Annotated in this window: 8 protein-coding genes; 6 read left to right on the top strand and 2 right to left on the bottom strand. The window is 65.2% G+C overall.

The window, feature by feature from the left end:
* Positions 1-557 precede the first annotated feature (557 nt).
* The 4 genes from NI17_RS19240 (at position 558) to NI17_RS24480 (ending at position 4,353) form a co-directional block, all read left to right on the top strand.
* Positions 558-1,514, top strand: a complete 957-nt coding sequence (locus NI17_RS19240) for a hypothetical protein (protein WP_147417012.1) — start codon at positions 558-560, stop codon at positions 1,512-1,514.
* 88 nt (positions 1,515-1,602) lie between these two features.
* Positions 1,603-2,052, top strand: coding sequence for a DoxX family protein (locus NI17_RS19235; protein ID WP_068691510.1), 450 nt, complete (start codon positions 1,603-1,605; stop codon positions 2,050-2,052).
* A gap of 352 nt (positions 2,053-2,404) precedes the next feature.
* Positions 2,405-3,397 carry an MBL fold metallo-hydrolase gene (locus tag NI17_RS19230; protein WP_119268175.1) on the top strand — a complete coding sequence of 331 codons (993 nt, stop codon included), beginning with the start codon at positions 2,405-2,407 and terminating at the stop codon, positions 3,395-3,397.
* Between the two features lie 827 nt (positions 3,398-4,224).
* Complete coding sequence (locus tag NI17_RS24480) at positions 4,225-4,353, top strand: hypothetical protein (protein WP_279395506.1); 129 nt, start codon at positions 4,225-4,227, stop codon at positions 4,351-4,353.
* A gap of 148 nt (positions 4,354-4,501) precedes the next feature.
* Here the strand turns inward: NI17_RS24480 and NI17_RS19225 are convergent, their stop codons facing one another.
* The gene (locus tag NI17_RS19225; RefSeq protein WP_170163098.1) at positions 4,502-5,224 is read right to left on the bottom strand and encodes an HNH endonuclease; all 723 of its coding nucleotides are present in this window, start codon (positions 5,222-5,224) and stop codon (positions 4,502-4,504) included.
* A gap of 334 nt (positions 5,225-5,558) precedes the next feature.
* On the opposite strand from NI17_RS19225, the gene drmA reads away from it, so the two are divergent.
* Positions 5,559-9,470: a DISARM system helicase DrmA gene (drmA, locus tag NI17_RS19220; RefSeq protein WP_068691516.1), complete on the top strand. Its 3,912-nt coding sequence runs from the start codon at positions 5,559-5,561 to the stop codon at positions 9,468-9,470.
* Between the two features lie 2 nt (positions 9,471-9,472).
* The gene (gene drmB, locus NI17_RS19215) at positions 9,473-11,233 is read left to right on the top strand and encodes a DUF1998 domain-containing protein (protein ID WP_068691518.1); all 1,761 of its coding nucleotides are present in this window, start codon (positions 9,473-9,475) and stop codon (positions 11,231-11,233) included.
* A gap of 49 nt (positions 11,234-11,282) precedes the next feature.
* Here drmB and NI17_RS19210 read toward each other — a convergent pair whose 3' ends face one another.
* Positions 11,283-13,058, bottom strand: a complete 1,776-nt coding sequence (locus tag NI17_RS19210) for a DEAD/DEAH box helicase (protein ID WP_068691520.1) — start codon at positions 13,056-13,058, stop codon at positions 11,283-11,285.
* Between the last annotated feature and the right edge of the window lie 99 nt (positions 13,059-13,157).

The raw sequence follows: 13,157 nt of genomic DNA, 5'->3' as shown, positions 1-13,157 counted from the left end.
CACCCACCTCCCTGTCCCCGGGGGCGGATTCGGGCACTGAGTGTGGCTGTGGAAGCAAGATCGCGGCGAGCGGCAACCGCGCCCCGCCACCTCATCGGCGAAATCACCGGTTCTCTTCACCGGGTGGTCGGAAAACTACTGGTGGTAAGGAGGGAGGGGTGTCGTCCATTCTTTGGATAGTCACTTTCCGTTGACATTCGACTCACTGACGGTCACTCTTCTTAGAGAACCGCACTGAGGGCATATCAGGGAATCAACCGCGTTCGGCAGGCCCACCCCTGCCGGTCCGAATGCGGAGAACGCGCCGACGAAGGTGTCGACCGACCAGCGCCCCCGTCCGTCCCGGGGCTGCCCTCAACAGTGCGCAAAGAGACCGGGACCGGCGGCGGACACGAGTCCAACCGCATCCACGGCCGTGTCCGGCCGGGCAGAACCCCCTTCCGACCAGTGTCGATCGTTTCCACGCTCGGTGCTTTCCGTGCGCGGGGGAGAGATCCCATCCGGAAATCCCGCCTGCCCCCTGATCTTCTTTCCAGGAGTTCTCCCGAGGAGGAATCGTGTCCCTGCAAAGAATCATGTCAACCGCGGCCGCGGCCGCGTTGGCGCTCGGCACGGCGCTGTTCGCCGTCGGCGCCGCCCAGGCCCCGGCCGCGGCGCAGCCGACCGGCGTCGAACAGACCACAATCGTGGAATACGGCCCCTTCACCCTTCCCGCCGCGCCCCATGACGGAGGGGAAGGCGGCCACGGCGGCTCCGAGACCAGCGGCATCGAACTGAACGTCGAGAGGCCGTGCGAGGACTGCTACATCACCGGCTTCGACCCCACGCTCCTCTACGAGGACGGCTCGGAGGCCAACGTCAACACCGGGGCGATGCTGCACCACTTCGTGATGTTCAACGCCAGCGAGCGGGACACCGTCTGCGGCGGCTCACAGCGGGTCCTCGCCTCCGGAAACGAGCGGGTCGCGAGCGACTTCCCCGACGGGTACGGGCTGCACGTGGGCGGCTCCGAGCGCTGGTACCTCAACTACGACCTGATGAACCACTCGCACGAGGAGAAGACGGTCAAGATCTCCGTCACCTTCACCCACGTGCCCTCCAGCGCCGACCTGGAGCCGCTCACGCCGCTGTGGCTGGACGTCGGCGGCTGCTACGGCAGCGCCTACGACGCCCCCGAGGGCACCAGCGAGGAGTCCGACCTGTGGCGTTCCACCGTCTCCGGCGACCTCGTGCACATGCGCGGCCACCTGCACCACTCCGGGCACTCCCTGTGGACCGTGAACCTGTCCGACCGCGGCCAGACGCTCTGCCACATCACCGCGGAAGAGGGCGGCACCCCCGAGTTCATCGACCTCAACGGGCACGGCCAGATCTCGGACATGCCGCCGTGCAGTGGCGACCTGGGCCGGATCGACCGCGGCGACTACCTGCGCACCACGGCCCGGTATGTGATCCCCGGTCACTCCCATGAGGGCGTGATGGGAATCATGGTCGGCTGGATCGCCGAGGACTGATCCGCGTTCCGTTCGACCGCGTTCCGGCGGCCGGGGTGGTCCCCACGCGCCCCGGCCGCCGCCCGCGCGTCCCCTTCGAGGTGATCTCATGAATCTGGACCAATTCCGTGAACCGGTCCTCGCCCTGTTCCGCATGGTCGTGGGACTGATGTTCCTGCTCCACGGCGTGGCCTCCCTGTTCGGGGTACTCGGCGGCAACCGGGGCACCGGCCAGGCCATCGAACTCGCCACCTGGCCCGGCTGGTGGGCCGCACTCATCCAACTCGTCTGCGGCGCCCTCGTCCTCATCGGCCTGTTCACCCGGACCAACGCCACCCTCGCCTCCGGCTCCATGGCCTACGCCTACTTCTTCGTCCACCAACCCCAGGCACTGCTGCCCCTCAACAACGGCGGCGAACTCGCCGCGATGTACAGTTGGGCCTTCCTCCTCATCGCCGTCCTCGGCCCCGGCGCCTGGGCACTGGACCAGTTCACCCGACGCACCCGCAGCACCTCCGCACCGGATCCGGCGCCGGGCGCGCCCCGCATGTCTGGATGACCTACTCAGCGCCAGAACCGACAGCGCAGGAGCGGGCGGTGTGCGGTCTCGGGACACCGGGTGCTCCGAGACCGCACGTGCCCGACGGGCGGACGGGTCGGGGCCTCCTCCACAGGCTGTGGAAATTCCCGGTCCTCCCACCGAGCGCCGGGCGGACGCCCGCTGCCCGGCCAGGTCCGCGCGGTCGCCGCCGTGCAGCGGTGAGCGGTACAGCGTGACACCGCGTATCCGCGGCGAACCGGAGAGGAACGAGCGGTATCGAACCTCTGTGGGCGGCGCCGTCTCCGGCCGTACAGGCTCATGGGGCGCGGTCGCTCTCCGCTCGTCCGCCACAACAGTCAGGAGAATCACCATGGAGTCTTCTCCGCGCCGCGACGGCACGGCCGACCACCTCTCCAGGCGCCGCTTCGGCCAACTCGCCGCCCTCGGGCTCGCGGCCGGTGCCGGCGTGGTCGGTCTCGCCTCGCCTGCCGCGGCCGCCGGAACCGGCGGGCAGATCCACTACGACCGCGCCCGCAGGCTGGCCGGGGAGGACCCGGTCCTGCTGGCTCTCGTCAGGGCACTCACCCCCGACGTCAGCATTCCCGACTTCCCCGACCCCCCGGCCCCGGTGAAGCTGTTCGACGACCTCGCGATGCTGAGCGTGGGCTTCGTCCACGCCATGGCGGTCCTGACGGACGACGGGATCGTGCTGATCGACGCGCTCAGGTCTGCCGAAGACGCCGAGAACGTGATCGTCCCGGGGCTGCGGGAACTGGGAGCCGACCCGGAGACGGTCAGGTATGTCGTCGTCACCCACGGCCACTACGACCACTTCGGAGGAGCGCGGTATCTCGCCGACCGCTACGGGGCGCGCGTGCTGATGTCACCGGCCGACTGGGACCTCGTCGCCCGCACCCGGCCGGACGACGCCCCCGCCCGGGACCTGGAGATCGCCGACGGGCAGCGGCTCACGCTCGGCGACACCACGATCCACCTGCACCACACCCCCGGCCACACCCCGGGCACCGTCTCGCCCATCTTCCCGGTGCGGGCGGGCTCCGAGCGCCACACGGCCATGCTGTGGGGCGGTACCAACCCGCCCGAGACACTCACGGAACTGCGGACCTACCTGTCGTCCATCCGCTCCTTCCGGAACCGGATGCGCAGGGCGAAGGTGGACGTGGAACTGTCCAACCACCCCGTCGACCACGGACTCGACCGCGTCGAACAGCTCAGGAACCAGCCCGACGGGGAGAACCCGTTCGTGCTCGGCCGGCGGCGGACGGACCGGTTCATGGCGGTGATGAGTCTCATGCTGCGCGGCAGGATCGCCGACGCCGAAGCGGCCGGAGACGGGAACTGAGGTCCCCGGTGAGCGGCGGCGAGATCCGTTGCTCACCGGCTCCCGCCGCCTTCCTTCCTGGAGCAGGACAACGAGACCGCCGGCCCGCGCGGCCCGGCCGGGCTCCCGCCGCCCCGCGCGAACTCTGTCGCGCCCCCGTACACCCCCGACGGCACCCGTATACACGGCAAAGGCGCCCTCCCGAAGGGAGAACGGCCAGGTCAGACACTATCCAGTGTGGCGCGCTCGGAGGGAATGGAATCCCCAACCTTCTGATCCGTAGGGAACTGTATGGAAGGGCTTTTTGGTGCTGTGACCTGCGGGTTTGTCAAGAGTTCGATGTGGCGGCGGGAACTCTGTCGCGCATTTGTCGCGGGGCCGGGAACTCAGAGCAGTCCGGGAACGAGTCGAGGGCGATCCAGTGCCGAGTGATACTGCAGGACATCAAGGTCAGGAGAGTCGGTTGGGAACGCGACACGGACGGAGGCTTCGGGTGTGTTGTCCACATCAATGGACTTGACAGATCCCCGCTCTCCCCTTACTCTCCTTTCTGACGCCTCAGGGGTCAATGGCTACTTCCTCGGAGAGAGATCCTCCCGAGGACAAACTTCATAAGTCGGTCCAAGTGGATTCGACGTGGTCGCGGCAGTCTGTTACAGCCACTATTGGTGGCTGTTTTGTCGTGTAAGGGCAAGTTTCACCTTGCCGCATCTGCGGATTTCTCCTCGCAGAGTGCGAGCCTCGGTGTTAGCGGTTGCCAGACCACGTTGGGTCCTTTTTCTTTTTTCAGGAGAGGTGAGGCGATGGATCTGCGTTGGCTGGGACCCGTGCTCAAGGCGGTTGTACAGGTGGTTGGGGACTCACTGGGCAGTTGGCCCCGGACCACTCGCCTGGCGCTGCTGCTTTTGGTCATCGGGGCTGCGGTCAGTCTGGTTGCTGCTGCCAACGGTATGGCCGTGACCATCAACATGACCTAACCGAAGATCCTGTGAGGATTGGTGGCTGTCTTGACGAGGGCAGCCACCAGCCGGCTCTGTGCATGGAGCCGGCTGAAATCGTTTCATTGTCTGGGGCTGGACAGACACCCGGATTCCGGTCCGGGCGGCTCTCACACTTCTGTGAGACTCATCGACGGTTCTCCACAATCTCCTTCAACTCGCCTGGCGTGAGCCACGGCCGTGTCCTGTGGATCATCCGATGGCAGTTCGAGCAGAGAAGAGCGAGGTCTTCCAGTCGTGTCACGCTCTCTCCGATGTGGTGGAGCGGCACGATGTGGTGACATTCGATGTAGTCGGCTCCGCGCTGCCCGTACGTGCGCCCGAAGTCGAAACCGCACACCTCGCAGGCAACCGGTCTTCCCGCGGTGCGGGTCTGCCTGATCTTGGCCTTCCGTAGCTTGGGGTCACGTTCACGGGTGCGGTGGATCAGGTAGAGAAGGCGCCCCTCCGCGGCACTGACCTCCTCCGGTTCGACCTCGTCAAGCACCGGAAGAAGTTTGTGAAGACGACCGGTGAGTGCGTTCTCCCGGATACGCGCTGCGGTTGCGAGCATCTGCTCGGGAGCCTCCACGAAGGCATTGACCACCTCCTGGTCCTTCTTGCTGCCGCGCGTGGGTTTTCCCCAGTAGCCGGGATAACGGGTGGCCAGGTCGGTCGTCTTACGCGAGACACTTCCGGGACTCCGGAAGACACCGGAGCGGACACTGGGCGGATGGATCGGCAACCGCTGTAGCAGGCGGGACAACTCGACGGTTGCAGGGTCATGCTCCCTGAGTTCCCGACGTCCGTTCTGCTCGACAAGAGCACACGCCAGAACGATTTCCTCCCAGGCCCAGGCGGGGTCCCTCATTCCTGACCAGTCTCCCGTTCGTGGTCGTTGACGAACGCTGTCTGCTTGCTGCCCACCGGAGAAGGAGCGGCCGGCGCTCCACAGGACGACCGGACCGCCCCCTGCCTTCTCGGTACAGCGAGCAGGCAGATTTCTGCCCTTTTTGCTGCGATAGGGACTGATTGGTCCTAGTCTTTCAGGGAACGCGTTGGCTGTGTAGTAGGTCGGTGACCTGGTCTTCCGGGCTTCAGGTCTGTCCTTGACGCTGTGTACGGTCATGTCCTGGGGCTGAGCCCATCTGTGAAGGGCTGCTCTCCTCCGGCCCCAAACCCAGTCAGGACCGGGAGGAACTCTGGTGAGCGAGCGGGACAGTCTGGTCGAAGCGTTGGTCGCAGAGGTGCTGGGACCGCGTGAGGGACCGACCGAACGGATGACGGCCGACACCGAGGACCCTCTCGACGAATACATCGTGGGTGTCCTCGCGCCGGAGAGCACTCTGTCGGTCGAGCTCGACTCGGACGAGGAGCTCGCCGGTGAATCGGAGAGCGCCGCCGAAGACGAAGCAGACCCGGGCACGGTGGTTCCGGGAAGCGGCTCTGGGGTGGCGTCCCTGCCCTCACTGGTTCTGGACCCGATGTCCCGCCCGGCTTCCATGGGGATTTCGCTGGCGGTCGAGAGCCCCTCCGTTCCGACTCTCGACCTCTGCTGCACTTGGGCGAGGTACGGGAAGACCGAGGGCTCCTGGGAGCGTAGGCCGTACGGTGTCGTCTGGAGGTCAGTGGACTGTTCCACCACCCGTTCCCTCACCGACCCCTCGGATCCGGCGGTAAGACTCGAGATCCGGAGCCGTGAGGACGCGAGAAGCGGAGTCTGGAGGGTCTCCCTGTTCCTCGTCAACGGTTCTCTGGCGGAATCCGACAGACCGAAACCCCAGGATCATGTCTTCCAACCCCAGATCCGTGTCCGGTGCCACGGGGACAGTCGACTTGTTCCGGTCGAGCGCAGCAGACCGGCGCACGACCCCGAGGAGGAGGGGCTTGACCTCCTCTACGGGGAACGTCCGGTTCTGGCGCGCGGCCACCTGTGCTCCGCACTGTGGGAGGCTGTGGATCCGGAACGGCCACACTCCGGAGGGCTGAGGGGGACGCGTGCTCCGTTTGTCTGGACTGACGGTCGGCACCTCTTCGACAATAAGACAGCGGCGGAGTTCGAGGCTCCCCACGCCCGTTCCGAATTCGTTCCCGTGGTACCGGTCAACGCCCCGAACAAGAGTTGGCGTGAGGACTGGGGGGAGGCCCCCGAGCTCAACCCCCTGAAACTGGCTGAACTCTCGGACGGGGTCGAGTTGCGGGAGGCGCTCACACCGCTCGCGGACGGATACGGTCGCTGGATCGACGCCCTGGCCGGGGGCGAAGACGATGTACTGGCCGCCAACCCCGCTCTTCAGAGACACGTTGCTGGTTGCCGTGGAGCCCTCGAACGCGTCCGTGACGGAATCGAGGTTCTGGCAACAGACCACGACGCCCGGATGGCTTTCTGCTTCGCCAACCGGGCGATCGCGCTCCAGTCGAGGTGGACGAAGGGGAAGGTCAATCCCTGGTGGCCTTTCCAGTTGGCGTTCCAACTGATCAACATACGTGCCGTGGTGGAGGAGGCCCACCCGGACCGGAACGTCTGTGACCTGCTGTGGTTCCCGACCGGTGGTGGCAAGACCGAGGCGTATCTGGGACTGGCGGCGTTCACCCTCGCCCATCGGAGGCTCCGTGCACTCCGTGAGAGACGGCCTGACGGGGGATCAGGAGTGGCGGTGCTCTCCCGGTACACCCTCCGACTCCTGACGATCCAGCAGTACCGGAGGGCGCTGGCACTGGTCACCGCATGCGAGTTCCTACGGACAACGGGAACCCCCAGAGAGCGTGGATGGCGCCCGACGGGCTGGAAGGACGCGGGTGACCTTCCCTGGGGCACTCACCGGTTCTCGATCGGACTCTGGGTCGGTGGCGGAGTCACCCCGAACAACCTGCACGACTTCGCCTACAGGGACAGTTCGGGGAAGCACATCCCGGTCTTCGGTGCCCTGTCGATCCTGAGTGGCAAGAAAGGCGAGGGCGAGCCAGCCCAGATCCTGAACTGCCCCTCCTGTAGGGCGGTGCTCGCGATCCCATCTGACGGGCTGGCCGCGGGAGAGACCGTCACCCTCCACCTCGTTCTGGGTGAGGTGGAGCCTCCAGTGCCTGCCGAAGCGTCACAGCTCTCCCAGGAGCCGTTCGAGGTCCTCTCTGTTGAGGTCACTCCCCACGCGGCCGAGGAGTTCGCAACGGTGTCCCTCACCTTTCGCGTAGGTGAGGACGTTCCAGCCAACAGAGTTGACACCTGGTTCGGGGACCACGTCCTCCGGAACCTGTTCGCCAACAGGCCCTACCTCGTATCGGCCCGTGCCACCAGGCCCGGCTACTTCGTCCGCAGTGTGATGGCGCGGAAGGAGGAAGACGTCGAGTTCGAGCTCTTCTGCCCCAACCCGCACTGTGATCTCAACACCGACGTGGTCTGGGATGAGCAGACCCATGCGGGGCCCTGGCCGGTACCCGAGGCATTCGACAGGGGAGACGGAACCTCCACCCGCTGTCCGATTCCCGCGTGGACCGTGGACGAGCAGATCTACGCGAGATGCCCGTCCATGATCATCGCAACCGTCGACAAGTTCGCCCGGCTCGCCTACGAGCCCAGAGCAGCGGCGATCTTCGGAAACGTCGACAAGCAGCACGAGTATCTCGGCTACTACCGCACGTGGGTACCGCCGAGTGGCAGATCGGGTTTTCCCGTCAAGCCCCGGGAGAATCCCACCTGGGGAAGGAGTAGTGCGATCGGACGGCTGCGGCCCCCGGAACTGATCCTCCAGGACGAGCTGCATCTGATCGAGGGACCGTTGGGCAGCATGGTTGGGCTCTACGAGACGGGGATCGACCTTCTTGCCACCACCCGCGTCGGGGACACGCTCGTACGCCCCAAGTACATAGCATCCACGGCCACGGTCCGACAGGCCGAAGAACAGGTGCAGTCACTGTTCGCACGGGACCTGCAGGTCTTTCCTCCGCCAGGAGCACGGGTTGACGATTCGTTCTTCTCCTGGGGAGACAGTGGGCACCCGCTGGACTCCGATGGCCCCGGACGTCTCTACGTGGGACTGGTGGCGCCGGGACGAGGTGCCCAGACACCTCTGGTCCGAGCCTGGTCACGGCTTCTCCAGGAACCGCTGGAGAGGCTGGGAGCCGGTGCGTCCGAGAGAAGCCTCGACCCGTTCTGGACCTTGGTGGGCTACTTCAACGCCATCCGGGAGTTGGCGGGGGCCGTGGCACTCGTCCGTCAGGACATCGTCCAACGACTGAACAGCATCGCGGGGGATTCCGAATCCCGGACACTCAGCGAGCATTTGGACCCGATGGAGTTGTCGAGCAGGGCGGACTCCCTCCGGTTGCCCCGGATGCTCGAGGATCTCGGTAAAGGGATTCCGGACGAGGACGAGACCGTGAGCGTGGTCGTCGCGACATCCATGTTCGGGACCGGAGTCGACGTGGACCGACTCGGGCTGATGTTCGTGAACGGCCAACCCAAGACAACCTCCGCCTACATCCAGGCAACCGGTAGGGTCGGCCGGTCGACGGGCGGCCTCGTGGTGACCTTCTACCGGGCCTCACGCCCTCGGGACCTGAGCCACTACGAGTACTTCGCCGGGTACCACCACACCCTCTACCGCCATGTCGAACCCGTGACCGTGAATCCCTTCGCCCCCAGGGCGCGGGATCGGGCGCTGGGGCCGCTCGCGGTGAGTCTGCTGCGGCAGGCCGCCCGACTGGAGGGGCCGGAAGGAACCGTGGCGGTTGACAGCCGCTGGCGTGTCCAGCAACGCATCAAGAACGGTTGGTACTGCCGTGCGGACGAGATGAGTTCCGCCCGCACGGAACCCGACGTCGAACTCGTTCCCGAACTTCTGGAGATCAGGGCGGCAGAACAACCCGTCATGAGACGTCCACAGGAATCGGAAGTCGCCGAACACATGAGAGCCGAACTCGACCGCTGGCGTGACACCGCGGAACAGCACGGCGGAAGTCTGCTCTTCCACGAGAGCACCGTCACACGTCCGGCATCCTCCCCGGTGGTACTCGGCGATCTGGCACACCACGTGGCCGGAACGGACGAAGTGTTCGAGAACGCCCCGAACTCCCTGCGGGAGGTCGAGGCCACGACCTCGGTCAGGGGAAGGGGTTGACCGTGGCCAAGTCCTACCAGGAGATACGTCCGTCCCAGTTCGTCACGACCTTCGGGCCGGGGAGCATTGTCGAGACCCCCTCCGGACCGGTCGTACTCAAGTCGTTGGGGGACCTCTTCACCGCGATCGGCAGGAGCCCCAGAGAGTTCGAGATTCTCGACGAGAGGCTGTCCAGAGGTGCTCTGGACAGCGCCAGGATCGTCCGGATGCCAACCAACGCCGAACTGGGGCTACCGGCGGACAGTGCCATCTATCCCACCGACGGGTTTCCGGCCTGGGCACTCTGCACCCAACACCAGGGCCACCAGGTTCTCTACAGGATGGGTTCGGGGTGTCCCGAGTGTCCCAGAATGGCCAACAGTCTGAGAAGACAGAAAGCCGGCCGGGAGGCGATCCGTTTCGTTACCGCGTGCGAGGCCGGGCATCTGGACGAGGTTCCGTGGCGGAGCCTGGTACACCAGGGCGGATCGCCCTGCCAGACGGACCACTACCGCTGGAACGGGGGAGGACGTGCCCTCAGGAAGGTCGAGATCCAGTGTCCGAAGTGTAAGCACAGAGCCAACTTCGGAAGCGCGTACGGGCGTACGTGGAAGTGCACGGGGCGCCAGGTGGAGACTGGACGACGTCCTGACACCGGAGAGGCGCAGTGCTCACGACCGGCGCGCATAGTGCAGAGAGGAGCGGCCAATCTCCGCACCACCGAGATCCAGACCGCGCTCACCATCCTGAACATGCCAGCCCGGTTGCACGATCTGCTGGGAGACAGTGCTCTCCTCATGGGGATCCGCACCCTGGCCAGCTTCACCCGACTGGAGCGTCAGGGGCTGCTCGACGTGGCGCAGAAGGCCGGACTTTCCGAAGCCGACCTTAACTACCTCGCCCAGATCCCCTGGCGGGAGATCGAAGTCGCGCTCTCCCAGTTGACCGGGGAAACGGAGGAACCACCATCGTCGTCGGTACGGGATGCCGAACTCGAACGTCTCAGCGAGGCCGCAACCCACGGCGCCCCGGTTCGGTCCGGTACGGCTGGCAGGGAGGAAGCCCCCCTCTTCGAGATACACCGGTCGGGCGTTCGGACCTTCCGGGGACCGAACGAGGGACTCACCTTCCGGGTTGCTCCGGTGAGCAGGCTCAGGATGGTGATGGTACAGACCGGCTACCGCCGTCTGGAGCCCACAACCGGTCAGGTTGTGCCCACGGCGTTTGAGCGTCACGGCTTGACCTGGTACCCCGGGGTGGAACTGTTCGGTGAGGGAATCTTCGTCGACCTGGTCGACGGCCCGTTCACCCCCACCGGCGGAAGAGCCACCATCTGGCAGAGCCGTCATGACTCCCAGCAGCCCGGTGAACGGGGAGACAGTGAGGTCCTCCCCCACCCACAGCACGTCTGGTGGCACAGTCTGGCCCATCGGCTGCTCTGGGCTCTGTCGGTTGATTCCGGCTACTCCTCGGCGGCGATTCGTGAACGGATCTACACCCGGATCGAGAACGGGGTGGCGGTCGGCGGGGGAATTCTGCTCTACACGGTCCAACCGGGAGGAGACGGCACTCTCGGAGGCCTCGTCTCTCTGGTCAACCGCTTCGACCGGGTGTTGGCGTACGCGCTACAGGATGTGGACACCTGTTCCAACGATCCTCTATGCGCGGAGACGACGTCGTCGGGCGGGGCGGCCTGCTACTCCTGTCTGTTCGTTTCGGAGACCTCGTGTGAACACCGGAACCAGGGGTTGGACCGTCTCCTGCTCATGGAGAACCTTCCCTGACCGCTCCGCTGGCGGGTGGTGGTCGCGGGCACGCGGCCACCACCTCTGACTAACCGCGTTCCCTGGACCAGTACTGCGCGTACCGGTTGTACGCCAACTCTCCCCGGAAACGGATGTTGTCCTGGACGTCGATGACCGTGCACGTTCGTGTTCCCCCGAAGCGGGGCCCCCGCATACCCCTGCCGATCATCTGCTCGTAGAGCACCCGGCTCAGGGTGGGACGGCCGATGACGACGGTCTCCACCCGTGGGGCGTCGAATCCGGTTGTCAGCACTCCGTAGTTGCACAGGACGGAGATGTTTCCCGCCCGGAACTCCTCGATGAGCGCACGACGTGTTGCACTCCGAGTCTGTCCGGTGATGACCTCCGCCGTGCGCCCAGCACGGCGGAGAAGCACGGACATGGCCTCGGCGTGCTCGACGGTACAGCCGAAGAAGAGCGTCGGGGAATTCTCGGGGATCTGCTTGATCCGCTCGAAGAGAGCCCTGTTCCGCTTCTCCGACTCTCCGATCTCCTGGAGGAAACCCGAGTGGAACTCGTTGAACTGTTCGAAGTGCTCGACGAACTTCCTGTTCCGGTCCATGACGAATTCCGGGGCGTCGTGCCGTAGAAGTTCGTGCTCTGCGTTCGACAGTACGCCCCGGGAACGTAGCGTGCTGATCGGGTCGTTGCCGAGCGGTTCTGACCTCAGCAGTCGGCCGTGGAACATCCTCGCGAGCCGGCGGCTTCCCTCGTCATCGCTGCGGTAGGGCGTTGCGGTCAGGCCGAGTAGGGGAACAGTCGACCGGGATGAGGGGGAGATGTCGACGCCCAGGAAACCGAGTACATCACTGTAACTGGGGGCGTCGATGCGGTGTGCCTCGTCCACAACGACCACACCGAGCTGCTCACCAACGGAGGTAAGGGCGGAACGGTTCTCCGAAGTCTCGTCGCGGACCGTGGCGTGGAGTTTCTGGATGCTCGCCACGATGACGTCGGTCTCTTCGGGGGCCGGTACGGAGGAGCTCCCCCAGAACCTGGCGATGGTCAGGTTGGAGCGTATTCTCTCGGGACGGTGGCCGAGGTCGATCCAGACCTCCCTGAACGACTGTACCGCCTGCTCACACAGTTCCTCGCTCTGGGCGATCCAGAGGATGATAGGACAATCTTTCTGGGAAAGTTTCCAGGAAACCAGGCTTTCGACGGCTGTACGGGTCTTCCCGGCACCGGTGGGAAGGGAGAGAATTCCACGGTTGGTACCCGCTGGGGAGCTGAGGACGTCAAGCGCCTGTTTCCTGAGTTCCTCCTGGAAGGCCTCGAGGGGGGAGAGTGGAACAAAAGGCGCCACCTCAAGGTTCTCCGGCTCTTTCTCGGAGCCGGGAAGACCGGAGAAGGCCAGTGGTAGACCGAGGGTTCGTACGAAGTACCTCGGCCAACTCTTCCCGGAGTGCCAGGGTCTCCTGGCCACAGCTTCTGCCTGGGCTTTCCTCCCCCTGCGGCTCTTCTGCCCGTGCTCGTAACCGTGGAGTTGGTCGAGTTCGTCATCCGAAGCTCGACGGGCGAGGCGGAACCTGAGTTCTCTCCCGGCATCCTTTCCCTCCAGTAGGGAGATCCCACGGAGGTCGACCAGGAACTGGGCGAGTTCTTCGTCGGGAAGGTGGGTCCTGGGACGCCCTCGTGTGGGCCTTCTCTCGGCCTCGAGAACAATGGATTCAACAGTAGCTGTCCTGTTGTTCTTCTTCTCCTTGTCGAGGACTTCCCTGAGGTCACCGGGAGTCAGCCTGTTGTTGAGGACCTCAACGGCTCTGGAACGGTCCTCCTCGGTGAGCTGGCCGAATGAATCCATTCTCTTCTCTCTGGGTGTTCGGCTGATCTCTTTCCGTTGCTGTTGTGGGGATTGTTTACAAAGAGATCGACACTACACCAAGCCTGGAGCTTCTTCTTC

Origin of the sequence: Thermobifida halotolerans (genome assembly GCF_003574835.2) — a bacterium.
Lineage (GTDB): Bacteria > Actinomycetota > Actinomycetes > Streptosporangiales > Streptosporangiaceae > Thermobifida > Thermobifida halotolerans.
This window is presented reverse-complemented; position numbering and strand designations above follow the sequence as displayed.